Source organism: Halomonas caseinilytica (assembly GCF_001662305.1).
Lineage (GTDB): Bacteria > Pseudomonadota > Gammaproteobacteria > Pseudomonadales > Halomonadaceae > Halomonas > Halomonas caseinilytica.
This window is the reverse complement of sequence record NZ_BDEP01000002.1, coordinates 13,886-39,990: the sequence shown is the minus strand read 5'-3', so window position 1 is coordinate 39,990 and position 26,105 is coordinate 13,886. Positions and strand designations below refer to the sequence as shown.

Here is a 26,105-nt window from a genome sequence, read left to right as displayed (position 1 = left end):
CGCCTTTTTTATGCGTCTGTCTGATGGAATCTTCTGGGGAATGTCGTTCTGTTTTCATGAGCGTTCTTTCAGCGCTCGAAGAGGTAACGCTGGACGTTGTCGTAGCAGACCGCGCGTACCAGCTCTCCAACTCGATCGAGGTCATTGGGCAACTCGCCTCTCACCATCTGCTGGCCGAGCATCTGGCAGAAGATGCGACGGAAGTAGTCGTGGCGGGAGAAGGACAGCAGGCTTCGCGAATCGGTGAGCATACCCACGAAATGGCGCAATAGTCCGAACTGCATCTGGGTGGTGAGCTGACGCTCCATGCCGTTACGCTGGTCGTTGAACCACCAGGCCGCGCCGAACTGTACCTTGCCGGGAATGCCATCGCTTCGGAAGCTTCCGGCAAGGCTGGCGAGCAGCTCGTTGTCGCGTGGGTTGAGGTTGTACAGTACGGTCCTGGGCAGTACCTGGTTGCGGTCGAGAGCGTCGAGCAGCGCGGCCAGGGGGTCACCGTAGGTCGCGTCGCCGATCGCGTCGAAGCCACTGTTGGGGCCGATTTCGGCCAGCCCCCGCTGGCTGACGTTACGGTGCGCGCCCAGATGCAACTGCATGACCCAACCACGCTCGGCGTATTGCTGGCCCAGCCAGAGCAGTAGAGCCGTGGTGAAACCTGCCGCCTGTTCGGCGTCGAGGGCATCGCCTCGGCGCCGGCGCTCGAGCTGTCGGTCCAGTTCGGCGGTGGGTGGCGGCGCGGCGAAGGCTGGTTTCTCGAGGCTATGGTCGGAGAGGCAACAGCCGTGGGCGGCGAAGTGATCGAGCCGTTGATGCAGGGCGGCAAGAAGGTCGTCGTAGCGATGGATGGCCACGCCACTGGCCGCTTCGAGAGCTTCCAGATAATCAACGAATCCGGGCTGCTCGATCTTGAGCACGGTATCGGGCCTGAAGGTCGGCAGCATGGCCACCTGAGCATCTCCCTGGGCATGGCGTCGGTGAAGCGCCAGATCGTCGCAGGGATCGTCGGTGGTACAGACAGTACGTACGTCGAAGCTGTCGAGAATACCTTGAGCGCGCAGCGCTGGCGTCGCCAGCCGCTCTTGGCTACGGGTCCAGATCTCTTCGGCGGTGTCCGGTGAGAGGAGGGTATTCTCGATACCGAGGGGGTGGCGCAGCTCGAGGTGCGTCCAGTGATAGAGGGGATTACCCAGACAGTCGGGCACCGTCTCGGCCCAGGCCTGGAAGCGTTCGCGGTCGCTGGCGTTGCCGGTAATGCGGTGCTCATCGATGCCCGCAGCGCGCATTGCTCGCCACTTGTAGTGATCGCCGTGCAGCCACAGTTGGGCCAGGTTGTCGAATTGCCGGTTGTCGGCGATTTCCTGGGGACTCAGGTGCGAGTGATAGTCGCAGATTGGCATGACGGCTGCGTGGTCATGATAGAGCCGTCGGGCGGCTTCGGATTCCAGCAGGAAGTCCGGCCCCATGAAATCCAGCTTGTCAGTAAGACTCATGACGTCATCCCATCAAGTAGTTGGGTAGGAAGAGCACGATATCGGGGAATAATATGATGCCGAGCACTACCGCGAAGACGGCGATAGCGAAGGGCACCATCTCCCGGCTGTAGGCGGTGAAGGGGCAGCGCAGGATGCCGCAGACGGTGTACATGGAAATCCCCACGGGTGGGGTCATGCCACCGAAGGTCACCAGCGTCATCATCAGCAGGCCAAAATGGACGGGATCGACGCCGGCCGCTTCGATGACGGGAACCAGGATCGGGGTCAGAAGCATGACCACCACCGTCGCTTCGAGCAGCATGCCGAGGAAGATCAGCAACACCGCCAGGGTCAGCAATAGTGCGGTCGGGCTGGCAAAGACGCCCAGGGTCAGTTCGGCGATGGTCTGAGGCACGCGCTCGAAGGACACCACATAACCGATGACTCCGGAGAACATGATGATCAGCATGATCATGCCGATGTCCCGGACACTGGCGCGCATTGACTCGATGATCTCCTTCACGCCCATCTCGCGATGGATCAGGCAGCCCACCACCAAGGCATAGACCACGGCGAAGGCTCCGGCCTCGGAAGGCGTGAACAGGCCATAGCGGATCCCGACCAGCAGCCACACCGGGAACAATAGCGCCCAGATGCTGCCGCGGGCGGCGCTCAGCACTTCACCGAACCGTGGGGGACGCTCTCGGACCGGAACATAGCCGCGCTTTCTGGCCATGATGCCAGTGGTGATCATCAGCGCGATCATCAGCAGCACGCCGGGCACGATGCCGGCGATGAACAGCCGGCCGATCGATACCTCGCCGAGGTAGCCGTAGAGGATCAAGCCGATGCTTGGCGGAATGGTGGCAGTGATCAGCCCCCCGATGGAGAGAACAGCCCCGGCGAAGCCGGGTGTATAGCCATCCTTGATCATTCCTCGACCCAGCACCCGGGACTGCATGGCGGCATCGGCCACTGCCGAGCCGGAGACGCCCCCCATCAGCGTACTCAGCACCAGGCTGGCCTGGGCCAGGCCGCCGCTCATCCAGCCTGCCAGGAGCGTCGACAGACGTAGCAGTCGTGGTGTGATGCCGCTGGCATTCATCAGGTGGCCGATGAAGATGAATAATGGCACTGCCAGAAGAGGGAAAGACTGGGTGGCCGAGACGATCCGCTGAGGTCCGATGTTCACCGGCAGGAAGGTCTCGGGCATCAGGAAATAAAGAAAGCCTGCGATGCCGATCGCGAAGGCGACGGGCATACCGATGGCCATCAGAAGCAGTCCGAGTCCGAGCAACAGGGCAGTCGTCATAGGGTTTCCTCCGCGACGTCATCGTCGGGGTCGAGGCTCTTCAGGATGCCCTTGTCGAGCACGCGGCGAATCAGCGAAATGAACATCAGCACAGCGCCCACCGGCAGGGCGAGAGTGACATAGCCATAGCTCAACCCGGCCACCCCCATGGGACGCTGCCAGTTCGAGATCGCCAGCGGGAAGCCATGCCATGCCAGCAGGCCCAGAAAGCTCAGCATCAGCAACAGGCAGGTGACGGTTACGCCTCGCTGCATCATGACCGGCATACGCACGGTGAGCGCGTCGATACGCACCTGGCCGCCGCGCCGCAGGGTGATGTCGGCTCCCAGCACAGCCGTCCAGATGAACAGGAACTGGGCCAGCTCGGCCCCTCCGCTGAAGGGATGACCTATCGCCCGCATGGTGGCGCTGGCCAGAATGACGAGAGCCGTTGCTCCGAGCAGGGTGATGGCCAAGGCGTCTTCGATTCGATCGAACCAGCGCCACATGGAGACTCCTCGAGCCTTGCCGGCGGCTCGCTTGCCGCGGGTTGGGGAGAGGGAGGGGCGAGCTACCCCTCCTTTTACGTTGCTACCGCTGGAAGCAGAAGAACGGATACCCATGGTTAGTCACCGATCTCGGAAACCAGTTGGTCGCGGTATTCGTCGTAGCCAAGCTCTTCATAGACGGTATCGACGCGTTCGCGGAACAGACTGGTATCCACCTCGGTAAAGGTGACGCCTTCCTGCTCCATCTTCTCGCGCACGGCGTCCTGTGCGTCCACGGTAGCTTGACTGGCCTCGTTGCCGGCTTCCTTGAGCTCTTCATCGAGGATGGTGCGCAGTTCATCCGGCAGTGACTGGAACCACTGCTCCGAAGTGGCGATCCCCGTCATCAACTGGATATGGTGGGTCAGGGCAACGTGATCGATGACCTCCTGGAGGCGCTGTCCATCGGCGCCGGTCAACTGAGCCTCAGCGGCATCAATCGATCCCAGCTGCAGGGCCGAATAGACCTCGGACCAGGGCAGCGGCGCGGGCGTGGCCCCCATGGCCTCGATGGTCTTGAGCCAGACCGGCGAGTTGATGGTGCGTGTACGAACCCCCTGCAGATCTTCCGGGGTTTCGATCGGGGTCTGGGTAAGCATTTCCCGCGAGCCCTGGAACCAGTTGTAGTTCAGCAGCCTCAGGCCACTGTTGTCGGCCAGATCCTCCACCCAGCCCCGGTAGAGGTCGGTGTCGGTGATGGCCTCGTATTGGGTGTGATCCTCGACCAGATAGGGAGCAGCCAGGATGCCCAGCTCGGGTTGATACTCTGACAACCTGCCGGCATCGATGAGGATGGCGATATTGGCACCGCTGCGAATTTGCTCGACCACATCTTCGTCGGAGCCAAGCTGGCTGTTGGGAAACACATTGAGCCGCAATTCGCCCTCGGAGCGCTCCTCTATTTCGTGTTTGGCCTCCTCCATGGCTTTCACGATGGGATCCTGACCACTCAAGGCCGTGGATAGATTCAGCTCATAGTCGGCGTGGGCAAGATTGCCCGCGAGAGCCAGTGCTGCAACAGGGAGGGTCAGTGTTGTTTTCATGGTATCTCCTGGCGTGTTTCATGGGAGTTTGAGGTGAGGCCATGACGCCATCACAGTGTCGGGATTACCCGAGTGCTGTGTGGATGGCCCGGGAGGTGGCTGTTGTCTCCTGGAACATGTCGGGGAAGCGGTCCACGAGATCGGGTAGCGATTGCAGGATCTCGTTCTGATGGATGCGCATGGCATCAGCCGCCGCGTCCACATCGTGCTGCTCGATGGCATCGACGATGGCCGCATGCTGCTCGATCAACTTATCGATGGGGGTGCTGGCCGGGATACTCAGGTAGCGCACCCGATCGAGTTGCGCCTTGACCTCCTCGATCACTTTCCAGGCGGTTTGCTGACCGACACCCAGCGATAGGGTGCGATGGAAGGCTTCGTCGAGCAGAAAGAACCGGTCGTGATCGGCCGGTTCGATGCAAAGCCGCTGGTGATCGATCAACTCACGGAGCTCGGCGAGCACCTGTTGCGCCAGTCCCTGAGTCGCGGCTTCACGAGCCACGGCCACTTCAACCGCTTCGCGCACAAAGCGTGCCTCGAGCACTGCCTGCTGCGAGATCTTGACCACGAAGGTGCCACGTTGGGGTCGCACCTTGACCAGACCCGCTTCCGAAAGCCGGATGAAGGCCTCACGGACCGGCTGACGGCTTACCGAAAAGGTATCGGCGAGCTCCTTTTCCGATAAGGCCTGCCCCGGTGCCAGCACCATGCGAATGATGGACTGGCGTAATACCTGATGGAGCCGCTGGCGCACCGAGTCGCTATCACGGGTTTCTTGCCATAGTGCTTGAAGTGTCGCGTGCATGAGATTCACCTCATTTCGCCGCCATGGAGCCGGCTGGCGACCTATTCGATAAAGCTAGTATGGTAGTATGGCAATGAAACAGAAAGTCTCTGTCCCTTAGACATTAGTGCTATGCGCACGGTGTCAGGCGACGCTTGCTTAAGCGTTTGTTCAATACCGGTAATGTGCGGATTGGAGGTAAGTGCGTCAGAACTCGCTGTTTCGTAATGGGGCGTGCTGGTGACTCAGCATGGTTCTTGGGCCACACTGTGTCGCCATTTCCCGATGTAATGCTGTTACGCTATGTTGCAATATCTTGTGTGACGCTCCAGGGATATTGATCGTCACTTTCGGAATAGGAGAAACAGAACTTCTTGCCTGTCGGTACGAGTTTATTTGTATGATATATTATAAATATGGATGTCGAACCCATCTGCTGCCGGTATCATGGCAGCATTGATAGTCGAATATATGTGGCAGAGGGTCGTGAGATGGCGGTTTCGAATTCTTGGGGCGTCAAGCGCATCACTCGCGAGGGCAGTCTGTCCAAGGCGGTGCTGGAACAGCTCGAGCGACGGATCACCTCAGGGGATACGCCGGTGGGCAGCAAGCTGCCTACCGAGAGCGAGCTGTGCGATGCCTTTGGTGTGAGTCGCACGGTGATTCGTGAAGCGATCACTCATCTCAAGTCGCTTGGCCTGGTCGAGACTCGCCGTGGCGTCGGGACGACAGTGTTGCGCACCGATGTGGTCGAGCCGCGTCCGGCGGTGCACATCAGTCCCCAGACCGTCGAGGATATCCTGCAGGTCCTGGAGTTGAGGTTGACGCTGGAACCCAGCGCCGCCGAGTTGGCCGCGTTACGCCATGACGCAGAAGACCGAGCGCGCCTTGAAGCGCGGCATGCGGAATTTTCGGCGGTTCAGGCCAGTCAGTCTCAGGCCCGTCGGGAGGATTTCGCCTTTCATCATGCCATCGTCAAGGCAACCCACAACGTATTCTTCGAACGCTTCTACGAGCCTTTGAGCGACAGCATGATTCCTCGCTCCAAGCTGCTCAGCGTCGACATCGACCCGAGTTCCTCGGCGCGCTATCTCGAGCTGGTGCATGAGGAGCATACCCGGATCCTGGAGGCCATCCTCAACCGAGACGGCCCTGCCGCACGCCAGGCGATGCATGAGCATCTCAGCCGCTCCAGGGATATGTACGCACGTTATCGGGACGAGTAAATCCGGCGCCGGGGGGCGGATAGCGGCTAGCGCGCCATCCAGAGTCCGATGACGATGGCGATGGCCACGGTGGTGAAGAAGATGCGGTTGCGCAGACGGGTGTCTCGGCGAGGCTTGTCGGGGCGATGTGTCACGACGACTCCAGGTCTTGGGTGAATGGGGCGAAAGGCGACTTGGCGCATCATGGTATTCCCGTTAGCCTGCTATCACCAGACGGCCCGCCAAACCGGAAGACGCCATGCCCCAGCCCGAAACCGACTCCCTTCTTGTCTTCGCCCATGCCAACGGCTTTCCCGGCCGTAGTTATCGCAGCTTTCTGGCGCCGCTCGAGGCGCGTTTCGATGTACGCCCCGTGGAGCAGCTCGGCCATCATCCCGACTTTCCCGTAGGGCACAACTGGCTTGCCTTGCGTGACGAGCTGCTTGCACAGCTGCAAGCGTTTTCCAGGCCGATCATCGGTGTCGGGCATTCCATGGGCGGGGTGCTGATGGCCATGGCAGCCGAACAGGCACCGGAACGTTTCCGTTGTGTCGTGATGCTCGATCCTCCCTTGATGCTGGGCATCGATGCCATGGCCATGAAAGCGGCCAAGCGTCTCGGCTTCGTCGATCGGATCACCCCGGCGGGGCGGACCCTGGGACGCCGCTCGCGTTGGTCGGATCGCGCGGCGATGCGCGATTACCTGCGTCGCCGAGGGTTGTTTCGCCGCTTCACCGAGCAGGCGCTGGACGACTATATCGAAGGCGGTACCCAGGAACTCAAGTCGGGAGAGGTGGTGCTGCGCTACGATCCCGATATCGAAGTGGATGTCTTCCGCCATCTGCCCGATCACCTGAACGATCTACCCGAGGACGTGAGAGTGCCGCTGGGCGTGCTGGCCGGCAGCGATTCCGACTTGCTCACGCCGCGGCGGCAACGCAGGCTGAAGCGCCGAGGCATTCGCGTCGCCGAGGTGCCCGGTGGTCACATGTTTCCCATGGAGCATCCTGAAGCGACGCGCGCGGCCTTGCTGACCATGCTCGATGCGCTGATGTGCGGAGATGGACGATGAGCTCGGGGGAAGCCTTGCGTCTTGCCGACGGTCGCCTGGCTGCCCTGTCCTGGGGCGAGGCTCGGGCGCCGACCTGGCTCGCCCTGCATGGCTGGCTGGATAACGCGGCCAGTTTCTCGCGCCTCGCGCCGCGTCTTGTGTCGCGTTTGGGGATCCGGGTCGTGGCGCTCGACTTTGCGGGGCATGGACACTCGCATTATCTGGCCGGGGACGGGGACTATGCCCTCTGGGACTACTGTCATGATGTCCTCGATGCGCTCGACGCCCTGGGACTCGAGCGTGCCCCGCTGATGGCGCATTCCATGGGCGCCGGAGTGGCGTGCCTGCTGGCGGCCGGCCTGCCGGAACGCGTCGAGAGGCTGACCCTGATCGACGGTCTCGGCGCGGTGACCACCGATTTCCCGGCCGCGCCGCGGCAGCTCCGCAAGGGGCTGATGGCGCGTCGGCGGCCAGGGGCGACGGCGCCACGCTATGCTGATATCGAGAGCGCTGTTACGGCGCGGGTCGCCGGCAGTGCCACGCCGATCGACTCGGCCACTGCCAGGCCCCTGGTCGAACGTAACCTGGAAGCCCTGGCATGGGGGGAGTGGCGGCTGCGCAGCGATCCCCGCTTGCGCTGGGCTTCGCCGGTGCGACTCTCTTCCGATCAGATGCTGGCCATGCTGGAGGCCATTCGCTGTGACGTGCTCTTGGTCGAGGGGGAAGACGGCATTCTCTCCGAGCGGGAGGGCATGGCGCAGAGACGGGCCGCGGTTGCTGAACTGACGAGGCGGATGCTGGCGGGTGGCCACCACCTGCATCTGGAACCGGGACGGGTGAATGCCGTGGCGGAAGTGATCGCGACGCATGTTCACGGCATCGGTCGAAGCTGAGGGAGACAACGACGATGACCGAACGACATTCCGATGATGCCGCCGGCCGACGTGTCGTGCTGGCGCTGGGCAGCGGTGGGGCGCGTGGCTATGCGCACATCGGCGTCATCGAGGAGCTCGAGGCGCGCGGCTATGAGGTCGTGGCGCTGTCGGGCTGTTCCATGGGAGCACTGGTGGCCGGAATTTATGCGGCGGGTGAGCTGAGTGCCTATCGCGACTGGGTCTGTCGCCTGGATTACTTCGATGTACTGCGCCTGGTGGATGTCACCTGGAGTCCGATGGGGGCCATGAAGGCCAGCAAGGTGATGAGCAAGCTGGAGGAGCTGGTCGGCGACAGACTGATCGAGGACTTGTCGATTCCGGTGACCACCGTGGCCACCGACCTGACTCGCCAGCGGGAGGTGTGGTTCCAGTCCGGCTCGTTGCTACAGGCCATTCGCGCCTCCATTGCGGTGCCGGGGGTGATCACGCCCGTCTATCGAGGCGCCCAGGTGCTGGTGGATGGTGGCCTGCTCAACCCCTTGCCGGTGATGCCGGCGGTGGGCGTGAGTGCGGATTTCCTCATGGCGGTCAATGCGACTGCCCACACCTCGCGGCCGGTGACGCTGGAATCCTTGCTGCCACCTAAGGAAGCCGCCGAGGAACAGGCGCGCGAGAAGGAGCGCGACCGCTCGGGGGCGGTCGATTTCGCCGGCTGGATGGAGGGCGTTCGAGGCGCCACTCGCCGGCTCTTCGATGGCTTCGGCGGCGGTGACGGCGATGATGACGCCGAACAGGGCAAGCTCGAGCGTGGACGCCATGCCTGGGGGCGTCTCGACATGATGCTGGCATCCTTCGACATTGCCCAGGGGGCGATTGCCAAGTACAAGCTGGCAGGCTATCCGCCGGATGTGCTGGTCGAGATCCCCAAGACGGTCTGCGGCGCCTATGAGTTCCACCGCGCCGAGGCACTGATATGCCTGGGGCGGCATCTGGCCCGGGAGGCGCTGGATCGGCGCGAGCGCGAGCTCAACGTGGGGCTGACCTCGGAGCGGTGAGCGAGTCGCGACAACGGCCGTGTTGCCCGCTCGCCCTGGAGCAGCCTAACGTTGACGTCGCAACAGCACGTACACCGCGCCGGTGCCGCCATCGACGTCGGTGGCTGAACAGAAGGCCAGGACACTCGGCCATTCGCGCAGCCAGGCGTTGACGTGGCTCTTGATCACCGGGTAATCGGAGGTGGTGCCCCAGGCCTTGCCATGCACGACCAGTACGCAACGTGCTCGCTCGGCCTCGGCATCGCGCAGGAAGGTCTCGAGCTCGAGTCGGGCTTCATTGACGGTATGGCCGTGCAGGTCCAGCCCCGCTTCCCAGGCGATCCGGCCGCGCTTGAGCTGGCTGCGGGTGCGATAGGGCAGATCGGGCAGTGCGAAATCGAGATAGGCCGAGGGCCGGACCGCCTCGACGCGGCCATCGGAGGAGCGCCCGGTGGCATTGTCCGAGCCGGCGTCGGTGGCCGCGGCGCGACGTGCTCGCGCGGCTTCGTCTTCCCGACGCGGACGACCGGGATCGGCGCGGTTGCTTTGCAGCGGACGCACGCCGGCCTTGCTCAGCGCCTGACGGAAGGCGTTGATGTCATCGGCGTCCGGCTGATAGCGGCGTCGGCTCATGTCGTTCGTGGCTCGCGTGGACCTGAAAAGGGGCCAGTATACCGGCCCTGACGTGGCTGTGAACCGCCGCCGAGGGTACAATCGGGGCTCAGCCGCCTCCCATGCAATCGTCGAACAGGATGCCCCGTGGCCGATTCCGTCTGCTCTTCATCGACTTCCACTCTGACGCTCGACGACGCCGAGCTTGCCGAGGGATTGATTACCCTGCGAGACTGCCTGCGCTGGGCCGCCAGCGAATTTCATCTGGCCGGCCTGCATTATGGCCATGGCACCGACTCCGCCTGGGACGAGGCGGTGGCCCTTACGCTGGGGGCCTTGCACCTGCCGTGGAACGTCGATCCTGGCGTGCTCGACGCACGTCTGCTGCCCATGGAGCGCCGTCGTATCGTCGGGCTCGCCAGGGAGCGAATCGAGAGTCGTCGCCCCTTGCCTTATCTGCTGGGCGAGGCCTTCTTCGCCGGCGTGCCCTTCAGCGTCGACGAACGGGTACTGATTCCACGCTCGCCCATCGCCGAGCTGATCGAGCAAGGCTTCGGCGCCTGGTTCCCCATCGAACCGCCATCGCGGGTGCTGGACCTGTGCGCCGGCTCCGGCTGCATCGGCATCGCCACCGCCCTGCACCTGCCTACCTGCGAGGTCGATCTGGCCGACGTCAGCGCCGACGCCTTGGAGGTGTCGCGCCTCAACATCACCCGTCACGATGTCGGCGACCGTGTCCGGGCCGTTGCCTCGGACCTCTTCGCTGCCCTCGAAGGACGGCGCTATGACGTGATCGTCTCCAATCCGCCCTATGTCGATGCCCGGGACCTGGCTACCATGCCTGCCGAGTTTCGCCACGAGCCGGGTCTGGCGCTGGGGGCCGGCCCCGATGGTCTGGATATCGTACGGCGTATCCTGCGCGAGGCTCGCGAGCATCTGACCGACGACGGCGTGCTGATCGTCGAGGTCGGCAACTCCGATCACCACCTGGAAGCGGCCTTTCCCGAGGTTCCCTTCCTGTGGCTGGAATTCGAGCGCGGTGGCCAGGGCGTGTTCGCGCTGACCGCCGCGGAACTCGACGCCCATGCGGCGTCCTTCGCCTGATTCGTCATTGAGGAACGCCCATGTCCGGCAACACCTTCGGCAAGCTGTTCACCGTCACCACCTTCGGCGAGAGCCATGGCCCGGCGCTGGGTGCCATCGTCGATGGCTGCCCGCCGGGCGTGCCGATCAACGAGCAGGTCATTCAGCGCGACCTTGACCGTCGCCGGCCGGGTTCCTCGCGGCATACCACCCAGCGCCGCGAGCCCGACCGGGTACGTCTGCTTTCCGGCGTCTTCGAGGGCGTGACCACCGGGACGTCCATTGGTCTGCTGATCGAGAATACCGACCAGCGCTCCAAGGACTATTCGCGGATCAAGGACCAGTTTCGCCCGGCCCACGCTGACTACACCTATCATCACAAGTACGGGGTTCGCGACTACCGTGGTGGTGGCCGTTCCAGCGCCCGGGAAACCGCCATGCGGGTGGCTGCCGGCGCTATTGCCAAGCAATACCTGGCCAGTCAGGGCATCCGGGTGCGCGGCTACATGAGCCAGCTCGGCCCCATCGCCATCGAGTTTCGCGACTGGGCGGCGGTGGACGCCAATCCATTCTTCTGTCCCGACCCGGAAAAAGTGCCCGAGCTCGAAGCCTTCATGGATCAGTTGCGGCGCGATCAGGACTCGGTGGGCGCGCGGATCTCGGTGGTCGCCGAGGGCGTGCCGCCTGGCCTTGGTGAGCCGGTCTTCGATCGTCTCGATGCCGAGCTGGCGCATGGCCTGATGAGCATCAACGCCGTGAAGGGCGTGGAGATCGGTGACGGTTTTGCCTCGGTGGCCCAGCGGGGCAGCGAGCATCGCGATGAAATGACGCCCGAGGGCTTTCTGTCCAATCATGCCGGCGGTGTTCTGGGCGGCATTTCCAGCGGCCAGACGATCATCGCGCACCTGGCTCTCAAGCCGACCTCCAGCATCACCACGCCGGGGCGTTCCATCGACATCACCGGCGCGCCGGTGGAGGTGGTCACCCGGGGGCGTCACGACCCCTGTGTCGGTATCCGCGCCACGCCCATCGCCGAGGCGATGATGGCGCTGACCCTGATGGATCATCTGCTGCGCCACCGTGGGCAGAATCAGGATGTCGAGGTGTCGACGCCCAGACTGTCCTGAGCCGCATGTCCTGAACGGCCGGGCTGCTACACTGGGGAAGTATCACCTCACTCACATTGGCCAGGCGAGGCGCCCATGAAGATCAACGTCGAGTTCGATTTGACGCCCGATGAATTCCGCCGGGCACTCGGGCTGCCCGATGTGGAAGCCTTTCAGCAGGAGTTGCTGGAACGTATCCAGAAGCAGATGGAGTCCGGCGTCGAGGGCTATGATCCCATGAGCCTGATGCAGCCCTTCCTCCAGCAACCGCTCTTCCAGCAGGGCATGGCCAACGTCGGCAACTATCAGCAGATGATGATGGACATGCTGAGCCGCGCCGCCTCCGGGGCTGCCCGAAGCCAGGAAAACGACCCGGATGAACCGCCCTCCGGGACATCCGGACAAGGCGCCGGCAAGGCCTCCTCGGCCAGCGCCCAGTCTCGGAGTCGGCGCAAGAGCTGAGGCACTGCTCTCGGGTGGGCGTGCATCGTCATCATCTTGCAACGGGCTGCATGCCAGACTAGTCTTTGTGCAGTGCAGCACGGATGTCATCCGCATTCCTCGAGGAGGGTCAGGCCATGCAGGACAAGATGATCGATGCGTTCAACGAGCAGGCTCGCGAGTTCTTCACGCCGATGCGCAAGCTCAATGCCTTGATGCTGGACAACATGGAGCGTGTGACCCAGTACCAGCTGGAGGCCATGAAGCGATACAGCCAGATGGGTACCTCGCGTCTGCGAGATGCCTCCGATGTCAGCGATGCCGAGAGCATGCGTGACTTCGGCACGCGCCAGGTCGAGATGATGACGGAGCTCTCCAATCTGATGCTCGAGGACGCACGGGCCATGAGCGAGATGAGCCTGCGCTTCAAGAGCGAACTGGAGCGCCTCTATGGCGAATCCGGCCAGACGCCCGAGGCGATGAGCGAGGAGGCCGGGACATCCGGGGACGCCGGGCCGGCCAAGGCCACCAGCCAGGCGTCGCGCAAGCGTAGCTGAACGGCTTTCATGCCATCGCCGGGCATTGTCCGACCAGGCGACGTGCGCAGTCACCTTTCCGACCAATGCCCGGAGCCGCCACCACCCGCTGGACGAGAGGGTGGGGGCGTGTGTCCAGATTGCGGGAGGGAATGATGCAGCCAGGGAATCACGCACCGTCGCAGGCCGAACTCGAGGCATGGGGCGAGCAGGTCAAGCTGATCGGCGAACAGTATCGGGCCTTGCTCGAGGATGTGCTGCCCCGCCTGGTGCCGGATGTCGCCGCCGAGTCTGTCTATGCCGACATGCACGACAGCTTTCGTGCCGGTGCCGAGGCGCTGAATCGGGATCCCTCCCTGTTGTGGCAGACGCAGGCGCGCCTGATGGAAGACCAATACCGGCTTTGGCAGCACGGCCTCAAGGCGCTGGCCGGCGAGTCGGTGACGCCTCTGGTTACGCCGGCGAAGGGAGACCGGCGTTTTCAGGACGAGGCCTGGCACAGCGATCCCTTCTACATGTCGATCATGCAGCAGTACCTGCTGTTTGCCCATCGGGTCGAGGCGCTGGTGGAAAGCCTCGAGGGGCTGTCGGATGATCATCGGCGCAATCTCGCCTTCTATGCGCGGCAATTGGTCAATGCCATGTCGCCGACCAACTTCGTTACCACCAATCCCGAAGTGATGCGCCGCACCCTGGAGACACGAGGCCAGAACCTGGTGGATGGGCTGGCCCGGCTGCGCGAGGACCTTGCCAATTCAGTCGAGGGTCTCAATGTCACCATGACCGATCGCGGGGCCTTCGAGGTCGGCGAGAACATTGCCGTCACGCCGGGGGCGGTGGTCTTCGAGAACGAGCTGATGCAACTGATCCAGTATGCACCCAGCACCGAGAAGGTCTTCAAGACGCCGTTGCTGGTGATCCCGCCCTGGATCAACAAGTACTACGTGCTCGACCTTCGCCAGGAGAACTCGCTGGTCAAGTGGCTGGTGGATCAGGGGCACAGCGTCTTTCTGATTTCGTGGCGCAATCCGGGCCCCGAACAGCGCGACCTGACCTGGGCCGATTACATGCAGATGGGTCCCATCGCCAGCATGGAGGCCATCGAGCAGGCCGTCGGCGAAAAGTCGGTCAACCTGATGAGCTATTGCGTCGGCGGCACCCTGGCCGCTTCCACGGTAGCCTATCTGACCAGTACCCGGCGCGGTCGCAAGGTTCGCTCGGTTACCTACATGGCGACCCTGCAGGACTTCCGCGACCCCGGCGAGCTGGGTGTCTTCCTCACCAAGCCGGTGCTCAAGGGCATCGAGGAGACGCTCGAGCGGGATGGCTACCTGGACGGCCGAGTCATGGCCTACTCCTTCAACCTGCTGCGCGAGAACGACCTCTTCTGGTCGTTCTACATCAACAACTACCTCAAGGGCGACGCGCCGGCTCCCTTCGATCTGTTGTACTGGAATACCGACGGCACCAACCTGCCGGCAGGTACCCATGGCTGGTACCTGCGGCACCTTTATCGAGAGAACCGCCTGGTCGAGCCGGATGGCATCGAGCTCGACGGCGTGAAGATCGACCTGCGCAAGATCTCGGCTCCCAGCTACTTCATTTCCACGCGCGAGGACCACATCGCCAAGTGGAACAGCACCTATTATGGCGCCTTGCTCCCCAAGGGCCCCGTTACCTTCGTGCTGGGTGGCTCGGGGCATATCGCCGGTATCGTCAATCCGCCGCACAAGAACAAGTACGGCTTCTGGACCAACGAGGAACTGCCGGACGACCATGAGGCCTGGCTCGAGGGAGCCGAGGCGCACGAAGGCTCCTGGTGGCCGCATTGGCAGGCCTGGATGACCGACAACGGCTATGCCGACCCCGCCAAGCTCGTGCCGGCTCGCCAGCCAGGGGAAGGCCAGCTCGATATCCTCGAGCCGGCACCGGGGCGCTACGTGAAGATGACGATTCCCGAGGTGCTGGGCGACATCGAGGCATGAAGCTGGAAGAGCCGGGCTTCGCCCGGAGCTGGAAGAACGCTCGCTTCGCGGGCTTAAGCTGGAAGCTTGAAGAAAACCCTTGACCTCATGATGGCGGGGTTCATGCTGCCTTCCAGCTTACGGCTCCTGGCGGCGGCGTAGCCGCAGTCCTGGCAGTACCATCAACGCCGCGAGGAGCCAGATCGGCCAGCTACCGGTGCGGGTGAAGGGTGTGAGGCCCTCCATGGGCGTGTATTCCCCGACCAGCGTGGCCGCTTCGAACTGGGGCAGGCGCCCGGTGACACTTCCTTGCGGATCGATGATGGCGGTGACGCCATTGCTGGTGGCCCTGACCACGTAGCGACCGTTCTCCAGCGCGCGCAGACGGGCCATCTGCAGGTGCTGCTGCGGGCCCAGGGAGTCGCCGAACCAGGTGTCGTTGGAAAGGGTCAGCAGGACATCGGATTGGCGTGCTTGCCGGGCCACCAGATCGGCATAGATGATCTCGTAGCAGATGGCATTGCCGATGCGAGTGCCGGCGGCCACCATCGGTGCCTGGCCATCGGGGCCTGGCGTCATTGCCGGCATCGGCAGATCGAAGAAGGCAATGGCGCCGCGCAGCAGGCTCTCCAGTGGCAGATATTCGCCGAAGGGAACCAGGTGGCGCTTGCGATATTCGCCCTGTACACCGTTCAGCCCGACCACGCTGTTGTAGAAATTGCCCTCTTCGTCGCGCTGCAAAATGCCGGTGAGCAACTGGGTCTCGTCGGGGAGGCCCGCCTGGGCGCGCTCCAGCACCGGCCGTGCCTGGTCCTCGAACATCGGCAGCGCCGCTTCCGGCCAGATCACCAGGTCGAGCGGCGTATTGTCCAACTCCCGGGTCAAGCGCCGATAGGTATCGATGGCGGTGCGTTGCCCCTCAGGGGTCCACTTGATCAGCTGCGACAGGTTGCCCTGCAACAGGGCGACACGCACGGGCTCGCCGGCCGGGTGGGTCCACTGCTGGGGCAATGCCAGGGGCGCCAGCCATAGTCCGGCCAGGGGCAGGGCGGCCCACCAGCGCCGGCGCAGCAGTTCCACACCCAGGGCGCCGGTCAGGGCGGTGACCAGCGACAGCAGATAGACGCCTCCCACCGGCGCCCAGGGCGCCAGCGGCGAATCTACCTGACCACTGCCCAGCAGCAGCCAGGGAAACCCGGTGAACAGCCAGGTGCGCAGAGCCTCGCCCAGCACCCAGGCGCCGGAGAAGGTGAGCACGGCGAAGCGGGGGCCGGCAAGGCGTCGATAGAGCCAGAGCGTGACGGCGAAGAACAGTGCCAGAGCGGCCACGAACAGGGCGGTCAAGGTCACGGCCAGGGGGATGCCGGTATAGCCGTAGTCGTGGATCGAGACGTAGACCCAGGACACGCCGGTGCCGAACAGGCCCAGACCGTAGCACCAGCCCCGCCAGGCCGCCTGACGCGGCGACAGGGCGGGCAGGCCCGCATAGAGCAGGCCGGCGGCCACCGGGGCGAGCCACCAGAGCATGAAGGGGGCGGCGGAGAGCGTGGTCAGTACGCCGGCCACCACGGCGGCCAGGCAACCGATGAGTGGGGAGCGAAAGGCAGGCATGGTTCCGTCCATGGTTCGTCGTCAAGGCTAGTGGACGAGGGCCGTCACTGGTCGTCGGCGTCGTGGGTATCCTGCTCGGCCTCCAGCAGTCGGATGCGGCGGTTGTCGGCATTGAGCACGGTGAAGCGCCAGCCGCCGATCACGGTGTGCTCGCCGCGTCCGGGGAGATGGCCGAAACGCTGCATGACCAGACCGCCCAGAGTATCGAACTCTTCGTCGGAGAGCCGGGTGCCGAAGTGCTCGTTGAAGTCCTCGATGGGCGTCAGGGCGCGAATGGCATAGCGACCGTTGCCTAGATCCCGGATGTCCGCTTCTTCGTCGGTATCGTGTTCGTCTTCGATATCGCCGACGATCTCCTCGAGAATGTCCTCGATGGTCACGATGCCGGCGGTGCCGCCGTATTCATCCACCACCACGGCCATGTGGTTGTGGGTGTCGCGAAATTCCTTGAGCAGACTGTTGAGCCGCTTGGATTCCGGCACGAACATCGCCGGGCGCAGCACTTCCTCGAGCTGGAAGGCATGGCCATTGTCCTGCCCGTTGCGCAGCAGCGGCAGCAAGTCCTTGACCAGCAGGATACCCTTGACCTCGTCGAGGTTCTCGCCGATGACCGGATAGCGGGAATGGCCGGTCTCGAGAATCACCGGCAGGTATTCCTCCAGTGGCTGGTCGAGGTCGATCGCGTTGACCTGAGAGCGCGGGATAAGCACTTCGCGAACCTGCTGGTCGCTGATGTTCAGGGCGCCTTCGATGATCATCATGGCGTCCTGCTCCAGCTTGAGACGGGTCGCCGCCTGGCGCAGAAATTCCAGGAGCTCGTCTCGGGAGCTGGGTTCGTCGCTGTCGCTGGAAAGGGCGCTGAACAATTTATCGAGCCAGGACTTGTTGCCCTGGCTACTCGATCGGTCTTCGCTCATGCGTCGGCTCTCTCGTCCTCGGTATCGATGTCGCGCGGGGGAGGGCTGGGGGTGACATAGGGGTCGGCGATGCCCAGCCCAGCGAGTATGTCTCGTTCGAGGGCTTCCATGACCTCTGCCTCATCGTCCTCGATATGATCGTAACCCAACAGGTGCAGCGTGCCATGCACGACCATGTGGGCATAGTGATCGGTCAGGGACTTGTGCTGTTGCCTGGCTTCGTCGACGACCACCGGATGGCAGATCACCAGGTCGCCGAGCAGAGGCACGGCCACCGTCGGCGGGCATTCGAAGGGAAAGGAGAGCACATTGGTCGGACGGTCGCGATCGCGATAGTCGCGGTTCAGGGTCCGACTCTCCTCGGCATCGACGAAGCGGATCGTCAGCTCCTGGCGTGTCTCGTCGGGGTGGCGAGACAGCACGCCGGCCACCCAGGCCTCGAGATCCGCCTGTTGCGGCAGGTCCTCGGCTTCAAGGGCGACCTGGCGATCGATATCCGGTGAGCTCATGTATTCTCGGTGTCGCCGTTGTCGCGGCGCTCCTGTCGCTGTTGACGCTGTGCCTCGCGTTCCTGCTCACGGGCTTCCCGCTTGGCCCTGGCTTCGGCTTCCTGCTCGGCCTCGAAGACATCGTAGGCCTCGATGATGCGTTGTACCAGGGGATGGCGCACCACGTCCTTGGCGGCGAAGTGCGTCACGCCGATGCCGGGGGTGTCCTTGAGCACATCGAGGACCTGGATCAAGCCCGAGGTCTGGCCGCGCGGCAGGTCGACCTGGGTGATGTCGCCGGTAATCACGGCGGTGGAGCCGAAGCCGATGCGCGTCAGGAACATCTTCATCTGCTCACGAGTGGTGTTCTGGCTCTCGTCGAGAATGATGAAGGCATTGTTGAGCGTGCGGCCTCGCATGTAGGCCAGCGGTGCGATCTCGATGATCTGACGCTCGATGAGCTTGGCGACCTGTTCGAAGCCGATCATTTCGTAGAGGGCATCGTAGAGCGGTCGCAGATAGGGGTCGATCTTCTGGGCCAGGTCGCCGGGCAGAAAGCCGAGCTTCTCGCCGGCCTCGACGGCCGGGCGCACCAGCAGGATGCGGCGCACTTCCTGCTGGTTGAGCGCTTCCACAGCGGCGGCGACGGCCAGGTAAGTCTTGCCGGTACCGGCCGGGCCGATGCCGAAATTGATGTCATGGCCACGGATGCTCGAGACGTAGCCCTGTTGGTTGAAGCCGCGAGGCTTGATCAGCGCCTTGGGGGTGCGAATCAGCACGTCGTCCCCGCCGTTCGAGCCCGCTTCCTCTTCTTCCAGCGCCTCGAGCCCCGATTCCTGAAGGAACAGGTGAACGGTGTCCGGGGTCAGCTCGCTGGCCTCGGCCTCGCGATAGAGGTGCTCGACGACATTGGATGCGGCCTTGACCCGGTGCTCCGGTCCGGCCAGCTGAAAGGTGTTGCCGCGATTGCGTAGCGTGACGCCGAGCCGCGCCTCGATCAGTTTGAGGTGCTCGTCGCGTTGCCCGCAGAGGTTGGCCAGGCGTTGCGGGTCGTTGGGCTCGAGATTGAGCGTGATGATGCGATTGGCCGGTGTGGATGACTGGCTCAAGACAGGCGGGTCCATGGTTTGATGAGTGATCGCGGTCAGCTTACTGCCACCTTGGGTGCCGGAGCAACGGTGGTCTGCCCGAGGGCAGGCTGCGCACCGAAGCGGGCAAGCCCAGCGGTGCCAGGCGGGCGCCGACGGCGCACCGGATCAAGCGGCCGAAGCCATCTCCCGGTGCTGTCGACGCCCGATGCCGAGCGCCGACAGCGCCTGGCAACCTTGGTCGGGTCAGAAACGCTCCGGGGATGCCAGGTCACCACGCAGTGAGTTGGGCAGCGCCTCGGTGATTTCCACGTCGACGAAGTAGCCGATCAGCTCGGTGGGATTGGGGGCGCGGAAGTTGACCACCCGGTTGTTCTCGGTGCGCCCGGAGAGCTGACCCGGGTCCTTGGGCGAGAAGCCGGTGACCAGGATGCGCTGGGTCGTGCCCACCATGCGACGGCTGATCTGCATGGCCTGCTGGTTGATGCGCTCCTGCAGGATGGCCAGGCGCTGCTTCTTGACTTCTTCCGGCGTTTCGTCGGGCAAGGCGGCTGCCGGTGTGCCGGGGCGTGCCGAATAGACGAAGCTGAAGGAAACGTCGAAGCCGATGCGATGGATCAGGTCCATGGTCGATTCGAAGTCGGCCTCGGTCTCGCCGGGGAAGCCGATGATGAAGTCCGAGGAGAAGCTGATGTCCGGTCGCAGGGCGCGGATGCGCTCCAGCTTGTCGACGTATTCCTCGACGGTATGACCGCGCTTCATGGCGGCCAGGACGTTGTCGGAGCCGGCCTGCACCGGAAGGTGGAGATGGCTGACCAGTTCCGGAATCTCGCCGTAGGCCTCGATCAGGCTGTCGGAGAACTCCACTGGATGCGAGGTGGTGAAACGAATGCGGTCGATGCCCTCGACGGCCGCCACGCAGCTGATCAGCTCGGCCAGGTCGATCTCGTCGCCGAGCTGGTTCTCGCCGCGATAGGTATTGACGTTCTGGCCCAGCAGGTTGATCTCGCGAACGCCCTGGTCGGCCAGGTGAATCACCTCGTCCATCACTGCCTCGAACGGCCGCGACACTTCCTCGCCGCGCGTGTAGGGAACCACGCAGAAGGTGCAGTACTTGGAACAGCCTTCCATGACCGAGACGAAGGCGGTGGCGCCATCGGAGGTCGGCTTCGGCAAGTGATCGAACTTCTCGATCTCCGGGAAGGTGACATCGACGACCGAAATCTTGTCATCCTGTCGCGCGTCGAGCATGGACGGCACACGGTGCAGGGTCTGAGGGCCGAATACCAGGTCCACCTGGGGGGCGCGCTTGCGCAAGGCATCGCCTTCCTGGCTGGCCACGCACCCACCGACGCCGATCACCAGGTCCGGATTGGCGTCCTTGAGCTTCTTCCAGCGGCCAAGCTGGTGAAAGACCTTCTCCTGTGCCTTCTCTCGGATCGAGCAGGTGTTGAGCAGAATGACGTCGGCATCATGCTCGTCGTCGGTGAGCTCCAGCTGATGGGATTCGCCGAGCAGATCCGCCATGCGCGCGGAGTCATACTCGTTCATCTGGCAGCCGTGCGTCTTGATGAAGAGTTTCTTCGCCATAAGAATCTAGTCGTGGCGTCGAGGCCCGACGGGTTGCACCGGTGGATGAGCGTTTAGGGAAACGTTGCCTTGAATGTCCTGACGTGTGAACCGCGAGCTGGCACAGCATTCGAAAACTCGCCGAACCGAATGGCGTGTCTTTCTGCTCCGTGCGCCTGGCGTTTCACGACGCTTGCCGATTCATGCAGCGCTTCCTTGGCAAGAGGAGACGTGACGTCTTCCGATGAGGCCAGAATTATACGCGCGCACGACCTCGGGGGCCAGCGTCGTGCGCTGCCGGGCTTGCCAAGTCTATGGTACCTTTGGCGCCTGTATCGGCCCTGGCGGCGCGCACAGGTGGTCATGATGTGATCGATACCGCGACCATGCCGACAGCACGCCGCCTGGCCGGTGGTTTCCAGCGGTTTTCCCGGCACTTGTCCACAGCAACTGTGGATGATGTCGCAGGAGCATCGCACTCATCGCGGGTCGGGTCGGAAGGGAAACCGGCACCTGCCGCCATTGCCTTGAGACATCGCACACAGAGCCTTGGATACCCAGGATGACAGCATGACGATGCAACTAAGCAAGAAAGTGACACTGGGCGTGTTGCTCGGGGCCCTGACCCTGCCGGCTTTCGCTCAGCAGGATGATGAGGGGGGAGACGATGCTTCGCGCTGGGTCTCCGATGAACTGACGACCTACGTTCGCAGCGGACCTACCGATGGTTACCGCATCGTCGGTAGCCTGACAGCCGGTGAGCCGGTGGAAGTGCTCGATACCGAAGGTGAGTATACCGAGGTGCGCAGCGAGAGCGGCGATGAGGTCTGGTTGCCGAGCGACCAGTTGCAGGATACGCCGAGCGCGCGCGTCCAGTTGCCGGCGCTGGAGACCCGGGTCGAGGAGTTGAGTGCCGAGTTGTCCGGTATCAATGACACCTGGGAAGGGCGTATCAATGCGCTCAGCGAGACACTCGAGGTAAGAGAGCAGCGCATCGCCGAGCTGGAGGAGCGCAACCATGAGCTTGCCACCGAGGCCGAAGCGTCACGGAGCAGCGTTCGCGATCTGCGGGCCCGCCTGGAGACCCAGGAAGAGGATCTGCTGATGCGTTACTTCATGTATGGCGGGGGCGTGGCGGGTGCCGGCCTGCTGGTGGGGTTGATCGTTCCTCATCTGCCGCGCCGGCGTCGCAAGCGCGACCGCTGGTTCTGAGCAGAGGACGCAGCATGGACGAGGACTGGCGGCAACGTTGGCAAGAAGGGCGCATCGGCTTTCATCGGGAAGCGGTCCACTCCGCGCTCGAGCGCCACTGGCCCTGTCTCGGTGTCGGCGAAGGTACCAAGGTGCTGGTGCCCTTGTGCGGCAAGAGCCTGGACATGCGCTGGTTGGCCGCTCGTGGCCATCCGGTGCTGGGCATCGAACTGGCCGAGCCTGCCATCGAGCAGTTCATGGCCGAGGGCGAAGGAGAAGTGTCCCGCTATCATCAGTCGCGCTTCACCGTCAGCCGTCAGGGCAAGGTGGAGCTGTGGTGCGGGGATTTCTTCCACTTTCATGTCAACGAGGCGGCAGACCTCGGGGCCTTTTACGATCGGGCAGCGCTGATCGCCTTGCCCGAGGCCAAGCGTCAGCGTTATGCCTTTCATCTGGCGCAGTTGCTGCCACCCGGCGCTCGGGGATTGTTGGTCTCCCTGACTCGCGCGCCGGGGGATACGGGTGGGCCGCCCTTTGACGTGACGGCCGATGAAGTGATCGAGCGCTTCTCGCCCAACTTCGAGGTGACGCATCTGGAGGATGGTGAGCGACAGCCCGACAGCGGTTTCCAGGAGAGTGTCTGGCAGTTGGTCCGGCGTGGCCCGGGGCGTTCTTGAGAAGGCAAGAGCCGCGGGCCACGCCGTCCCTTCACGGTCGGTCCCTCTTCAACGTGCCAGGAACCGCCCCAGTTCGGGGTCCCTGAAGACGCGGTTCAGCCCGTCCGAGAGCAGCTCGGCGACCATCTTGGTATTGTCCTTGAGATCCGGGCGCACGGCGTACCCCTGGGTGCGCCGTGAGGTATAGGTCCCGGTGTAGGTCGCGCCACCATTCTCTGCCTTGGCGACCAGCACGGACTCGAGACGGGCCTCATCGATCAGCGGTCGGCTCTGGCCGCGCCCGTACTCGAGACGCTGCAGGGTCAGCGTCAGGCGAGGACGTCCTTGAGCGGTTTGCGTGGTCGGCTCGAAGCCCATGTCGCGCAGGGCGCGTTCGGCCTCTGCCTGGAGCTTCGGCATCAAGGGCCCGGCCTCCACGGTGATCACCGAGGTCGACATGGCGTTGCCGCTGCGGGTACCGATCTGCGGCCCGTCTCGGCCGTCCACGACCGCCACGGTCACGGCCTGGCCCTGGCCGACGCTCGGGACTGCAACGGTACGTTCGGGCGTTGGTTGCAGGTACTGAGGCGCCGAGCAGCCGGTGAGCCAGACGACCGACAGCAACAAGGCGATGAGTCGCAGAAAGCATCGACGTTGCATGAGTTCTCTCCCTGACATGGCGATGAGGCATCGAGTATAGCCTTCTCGCCGAAACGCCTGCATGTTTCGTGAACGCCTGTTTCAGTCTGCCAGCAGTGCCGTGGTGTCGCGCGTCGTCGCCTTTTCCGGAAAACGGTGCCAGCGGCGAGGCAGGGCGAACAGTCGCATGCCGCGAGTGAGGGCGAGGCGCTCGAAATCGGCATGTCGTACGGTGGCAAGCCAGGGGCCGGGCAGCCAGTCGGCGGCCAGTTCCACGCGCACCTCCGCGCCAACCGGCGCGATGGCGGTCACGGTCACCGGCAGATGGGCCGACTCGCGAGGCGTCTTGTCCAGCGCTACCTCGTGAGGACGCAGCAGCAGTTCCTCGGCCCCATCGGGCAAGTCGACCTCGAGCCGGGCGTCACCGCAGGTGAGAACGCCATCGCGTACCTCGCCTTCGAGGTGATTCACATCGCCCAGGAACTCGAACACGAAACGGTTGCTAGGGGCGCGATACAGCGCCTCCGGTGTGTCGATCTGTTCGATGCGGCCATCGCTCATCACCACCACGCGGTCGGAGAGTTCCAGCGCCTCTTCCTGATCATGGGTGACGAAGACGCTGGTGAAGTTCAGCTCATCGTGCAGGTGGCGCAGCCAACGACGCAGTTCCTGGCGGACCTTGGCATCCAGGGCGCCGAAGGGTTCGTCGAGCAGCAGGACATCGGGGCGCAGGGCCAGGGAGCGTGCCAGCGAGACCCGCTGCTGCTGGCCGCCGGACAGTTGCGCCGGATAACGCCCCGCCAGTTGCTCCAGCTGGACCATTTCCAGCAGGCGGTGCACTCGAGCGCGGATCTCGCCGCTGGATGGGCGCTGACGGCGCGGCATCACCGTCAGGCCGAAGGCCACGTTGTCGTAGACCGTCATGTGACGGAACAGCGCATAATGCTGGAAGACGAAGCCGATGCGTCGGTCGCGGACGTGCAGCCGGGTGACATCGCGCTCGCCGAACAGGATGCGACCCGCGGGTTCACGGTCGGGCGTCTCGAGCCCGGCGATGATGCGCAGCAGCGTGGTCTTGCCGGAACCGGAAGGACCGAGCAGCCCGATCAGCTCGCCCTGGTGAATGTCGAGATCCAGGGGCGCCAGGGCCTGGTGGCGACCCCCGCGGCCATAGTGCTTGGCGATGTTCTCGAGATGAATGCTCATGCGGAAGCCTCCCGGCGCGTGGCGCGCCACTCCAGACCGGCCTTGGCGGCCAGTGTGAACAGGGCGATGAGGGCCAGCAGGGCGGCGCTGGCGAAGGCGCCCACGGTGTTGTAGTCCTGATACAGCAGTTCGACGTGCAGTGGCAGGGTGTTGGTCTCGCCGCGGATCGCGCCGGATACCACGGAGACGGCGCCGAATTCACCGACGGCCCGGGCATTGGTCAGGATGACACCGTAGAGCAGTGCCCAGCGGATGTTCGGCAGGGTGACCCGGCGGAACAGCGTGAAGCCCGAGGCGCCCAGAGTGACCGCGGCTTCTTCCTCCCGCGAGCCTTGAGCCTGCATCAGCGGAATCAGCTCCCGCGCCACGAAGGGGCAGGTGACGAAGATGGTGACCATCAGGATGCCCGGCCAGGCAAACATCAACTGAATGTCATGGGTGTCCAGCCAGCCGCCGATCCAGCCATTGCGCCCATACAGCAGCAGATAGACCAGGCCGGCGACCACCGGCGAGATGGCGAAGGGAATGTCGATCAGCGTCTGCAGCAGTCGGCGTCCCGGAAAGCGAAAGCGCGTCACCAGCCAGGCCAGCATCACGCCGAACACCAGGTTCACCGGGATGGTCAGGAGGGTGATGAACAGCGTCAGACCGATGGCGGACAGCGTATAGGTATCGCTGACATTGCGCCAGAAGCCGCCGATACCCTCGGCGAAGGCCTGGGCGAAGATCGCCACCAGCGGCAGCAGCAGGAAGAGTGCGGCCAGTGCCACGGCGGCGCCGATGAGGAGGCGGCGCAGGGCGGGAGCGTCTCCGATTCGTTGCATCAGTTGCCTCCTCCGTGCAGGCGTCGGATGAAGCGGCCCTGCCACAGGTTGATGACCAGCAGCAGGATCAACGAGGTGGCGAGCACCACCGAGGCAATGGCCGAGGCGCCGACATAGTCGTATTCCTGCAGTTTGACGAAGATCATCAGCGAGGTGATTTCGGTCTCGTAGGGCATGTTGCCGGCGATGAAGATGACCGCGCCGAATTCACCGAGCGAGCGTACGAAAGCCAGGCCCGTGCCGGTGACCAGCGCCGGCCAGAGGTGAGGCAGGATCACGCGGCGAAAGGCCACGCCGTCACGGGCGCCCAGCGCCATGGCGGCTTCGTCGATTTCCCCCGGCAGATCCTCGAGAATCGGCTGCACGGTGCGTACCACGAAGGGAATGCTGGTGAAGGCCATGGCGAGCGCGATGCCCGCCCAGGTATAGGCGACGTCGATGCCTAGCGGTGCCAGCGCCTTGCCCATCCAGCCGCTGCTGGAGTAGAGCGTGGCCAGGGTGATGCCGGCTACCGCCGTCGGCAGGGCGAAGGGAAGATCCATCAAGGCATCGAGCAGGCGCTTGCCCGGGAAGTCGTAGCGCACCAGGACCCAGGCCAGCAGCAGCCCGAAGATGGCATTGATCACCGCGGCGACCGCCGCGGCGCCGATGGTGGTCATATAGCTGGCCACCACGCGCCCTTCGCTGATGATCGCCCAGTATTCGCCCAGTGAAAGCCCCGCAAGCTGGCCGACCAGACCGGTGAGCGGCAGCAGCAGGACCAGCGAAACGAAGGTCAGGCTGATGCCCAGGGACAGGCCGAAGCCCGGCAGCACGCGCTGCCGGGCCCGGGGCAAGGGAAAGGCCGCTGCTTTCATGATGATGCCTCGTT

The 26,105-nt window shown here is 63.9% G+C and carries 26 protein-coding genes; 11 read left to right on the top strand and 15 right to left on the bottom strand.

What is annotated here, in order from left to right:
• Nucleotides 1-68: 68 nt before the first annotated feature.
• The 5 genes from uxaC to A9O65_RS00785 form a co-directional block, all read right to left on the bottom strand.
• Nucleotides 69-1,490 carry a glucuronate isomerase gene (gene uxaC, locus A9O65_RS00805; protein ID WP_064701093.1) on the bottom strand — a complete coding sequence of 474 codons (1,422 nt, stop codon included), beginning with the start codon at nt 1,488-1,490 and terminating at the stop codon, nt 69-71.
• A 4-nt stretch (nt 1,491-1,494) separates the two neighbouring features.
• Nucleotides 1,495-2,784, bottom strand: a complete 1,290-nt coding sequence (locus A9O65_RS00800; protein WP_064699262.1) for a TRAP transporter large permease — start codon at nt 2,782-2,784, stop codon at nt 1,495-1,497.
• On the bottom strand, nt 2,781-3,272 hold the full coding sequence (locus A9O65_RS00795; protein WP_064699263.1) for a TRAP transporter small permease: 492 nt from the start codon (nt 3,270-3,272) through the stop codon (nt 2,781-2,783). Before A9O65_RS00795 ends, A9O65_RS00800 begins: the two co-directional genes overlap by 4 nt.
• A 116-nt stretch (nt 3,273-3,388) precedes the next feature.
• Entirely contained in the window at nt 3,389-4,354 is a 966-nt protein-coding gene (locus tag A9O65_RS00790) for a C4-dicarboxylate TRAP transporter substrate-binding protein (protein ID WP_064701092.1), read from the bottom strand.
• Between the two features lie 64 nt (nt 4,355-4,418).
• Entirely contained in the window at nt 4,419-5,159 is a 741-nt protein-coding gene (locus A9O65_RS00785; RefSeq protein WP_064699265.1) for a GntR family transcriptional regulator, read from the bottom strand.
• A 470-nt stretch (nt 5,160-5,629) separates the two neighbouring features.
• On the opposite strand from A9O65_RS00785, the gene A9O65_RS00780 reads away from it, so the two are divergent.
• The 4 genes from A9O65_RS00780 to A9O65_RS00765 all read left to right on the top strand — a co-directional run bounded on the left by A9O65_RS00780 (nt 5,630) and on the right by A9O65_RS00765 (nt 9,324).
• A complete protein-coding gene (locus A9O65_RS00780; protein ID WP_064701091.1) occupies nt 5,630-6,364 on the top strand; it encodes a FadR/GntR family transcriptional regulator in 735 nt (244 codons plus the stop codon).
• Between the two features lie 238 nt (nt 6,365-6,602).
• The gene (locus A9O65_RS00775) at nt 6,603-7,415 is read left to right on the top strand and encodes an alpha/beta fold hydrolase (RefSeq protein WP_064701090.1); all 813 of its coding nucleotides are present in this window, start codon (nt 6,603-6,605) and stop codon (nt 7,413-7,415) included.
• Nucleotides 7,412-8,287 carry an alpha/beta fold hydrolase gene (locus A9O65_RS00770; protein ID WP_064701089.1) on the top strand — a complete coding sequence of 292 codons (876 nt, stop codon included), beginning with the start codon at nt 7,412-7,414 and terminating at the stop codon, nt 8,285-8,287. Before A9O65_RS00775 ends, A9O65_RS00770 begins: the two co-directional genes overlap by 4 nt.
• Before the next feature lie 14 nt (nt 8,288-8,301).
• Nucleotides 8,302-9,324 carry a patatin-like phospholipase family protein gene (locus tag A9O65_RS00765; RefSeq protein WP_064701088.1) on the top strand — a complete coding sequence of 341 codons (1,023 nt, stop codon included), beginning with the start codon at nt 8,302-8,304 and terminating at the stop codon, nt 9,322-9,324.
• Nucleotides 9,325-9,369: 45 nt separating this feature from the next.
• Here A9O65_RS00765 and A9O65_RS00760 read toward each other — a convergent pair whose 3' ends face one another.
• Entirely contained in the window at nt 9,370-9,936 is a 567-nt protein-coding gene (locus A9O65_RS00760) for a Smr/MutS family protein (RefSeq protein ID WP_064701087.1), read from the bottom strand.
• 126 nt (nt 9,937-10,062) lie between these two features.
• On the opposite strand from A9O65_RS00760, the gene prmB reads away from it, so the two are divergent.
• From prmB to phaC, 5 genes are all read left to right on the top strand, one after another.
• Nucleotides 10,063-11,019, top strand: a complete 957-nt coding sequence (prmB, locus tag A9O65_RS00755; RefSeq protein WP_064701086.1) for a 50S ribosomal protein L3 N(5)-glutamine methyltransferase — start codon at nt 10,063-10,065, stop codon at nt 11,017-11,019.
• Between the two features lie 20 nt (nt 11,020-11,039).
• Nucleotides 11,040-12,125, top strand: a complete 1,086-nt coding sequence (aroC, locus tag A9O65_RS00750; protein WP_064699272.1) for a chorismate synthase — start codon at nt 11,040-11,042, stop codon at nt 12,123-12,125.
• A gap of 75 nt (nt 12,126-12,200) precedes the next feature.
• A complete protein-coding gene (locus A9O65_RS00745) occupies nt 12,201-12,566 on the top strand; it encodes a DUF6489 family protein (RefSeq protein ID WP_064699273.1) in 366 nt (121 codons plus the stop codon).
• A 116-nt stretch (nt 12,567-12,682) separates the two neighbouring features.
• Nucleotides 12,683-13,102 (top strand): phasin family protein, encoded by a 420-nt coding sequence (locus A9O65_RS00740; protein WP_064699274.1) that lies wholly within the window; start codon nt 12,683-12,685, stop codon nt 13,100-13,102.
• A 134-nt stretch (nt 13,103-13,236) separates the two neighbouring features.
• Nucleotides 13,237-15,066 carry a class I poly(R)-hydroxyalkanoic acid synthase gene (gene phaC / locus A9O65_RS00735; RefSeq protein ID WP_064701085.1) on the top strand — a complete coding sequence of 610 codons (1,830 nt, stop codon included), beginning with the start codon at nt 13,237-13,239 and terminating at the stop codon, nt 15,064-15,066.
• A gap of 117 nt (nt 15,067-15,183) precedes the next feature.
• Here phaC and lnt read toward each other — a convergent pair whose 3' ends face one another.
• From lnt to miaB, 5 genes are all read right to left on the bottom strand, one after another.
• Nucleotides 15,184-16,656, bottom strand: a complete 1,473-nt coding sequence (gene lnt / locus A9O65_RS00730; RefSeq protein WP_254783106.1) for an apolipoprotein N-acyltransferase — start codon at nt 16,654-16,656, stop codon at nt 15,184-15,186.
• A 44-nt stretch (nt 16,657-16,700) separates the two neighbouring features.
• Nucleotides 16,701-17,573: a CorC family transporter gene (locus A9O65_RS00725; protein ID WP_064699277.1), complete on the bottom strand. Its 873-nt coding sequence runs from the start codon at nt 17,571-17,573 to the stop codon at nt 16,701-16,703.
• On the bottom strand, nt 17,570-18,082 hold the full coding sequence (gene ybeY / locus A9O65_RS00720) for an rRNA maturation RNase YbeY (protein ID WP_064699278.1): 513 nt from the start codon (nt 18,080-18,082) through the stop codon (nt 17,570-17,572). The genes A9O65_RS00725 and ybeY overlap by 4 nt, the downstream gene beginning before the upstream one ends.
• On the bottom strand, nt 18,079-19,185 hold the full coding sequence (locus tag A9O65_RS00715) for a PhoH family protein (protein WP_428976909.1): 1,107 nt from the start codon (nt 19,183-19,185) through the stop codon (nt 18,079-18,081). Before A9O65_RS00715 ends, ybeY begins: the two co-directional genes overlap by 4 nt.
• Nucleotides 19,186-19,395: 210 nt before the next feature.
• A complete protein-coding gene (miaB, locus tag A9O65_RS00710; RefSeq protein ID WP_064701083.1) occupies nt 19,396-20,739 on the bottom strand; it encodes a tRNA (N6-isopentenyl adenosine(37)-C2)-methylthiotransferase MiaB in 1,344 nt (447 codons plus the stop codon).
• Between the two features lie 549 nt (nt 20,740-21,288).
• Here miaB and A9O65_RS00705 point away from each other — a divergent pair.
• Together A9O65_RS00705 and A9O65_RS00700 are read left to right on the top strand one after the other, a co-directional pair.
• Nucleotides 21,289-21,930 carry a TIGR04211 family SH3 domain-containing protein gene (locus A9O65_RS00705; protein WP_137055222.1) on the top strand — a complete coding sequence of 214 codons (642 nt, stop codon included), beginning with the start codon at nt 21,289-21,291 and terminating at the stop codon, nt 21,928-21,930.
• 14 nt (nt 21,931-21,944) lie between these two features.
• Complete coding sequence (locus A9O65_RS00700; protein ID WP_064701082.1) at nt 21,945-22,586, top strand: thiopurine S-methyltransferase; 642 nt, start codon at nt 21,945-21,947, stop codon at nt 22,584-22,586.
• 48 nt (nt 22,587-22,634) lie between these two features.
• Here A9O65_RS00700 and A9O65_RS00695 read toward each other — a convergent pair whose 3' ends face one another.
• The 4 genes from A9O65_RS00695 to cysT form a co-directional block, all read right to left on the bottom strand.
• Nucleotides 22,635-23,225 (bottom strand): YajG family lipoprotein, encoded by a 591-nt coding sequence (locus A9O65_RS00695; protein WP_064699281.1) that lies wholly within the window; start codon nt 23,223-23,225, stop codon nt 22,635-22,637.
• Between the two features lie 81 nt (nt 23,226-23,306).
• Nucleotides 23,307-24,410, bottom strand: coding sequence for a sulfate/molybdate ABC transporter ATP-binding protein (locus A9O65_RS00690; RefSeq protein WP_064701081.1), 1,104 nt, complete (start codon nt 24,408-24,410; stop codon nt 23,307-23,309).
• On the bottom strand, nt 24,407-25,234 hold the full coding sequence (gene cysW, locus A9O65_RS00685) for a sulfate ABC transporter permease subunit CysW (protein ID WP_064699283.1): 828 nt from the start codon (nt 25,232-25,234) through the stop codon (nt 24,407-24,409). The genes A9O65_RS00690 and cysW overlap by 4 nt, the downstream gene beginning before the upstream one ends.
• The gene (cysT, locus tag A9O65_RS00680) at nt 25,234-26,091 is read right to left on the bottom strand and encodes a sulfate ABC transporter permease subunit CysT (protein WP_064701080.1); all 858 of its coding nucleotides are present in this window, start codon (nt 26,089-26,091) and stop codon (nt 25,234-25,236) included. The genes cysW and cysT overlap by 1 nt, the downstream gene beginning before the upstream one ends.
• Nucleotides 26,092-26,105: the final 14 nt, after the last annotated feature.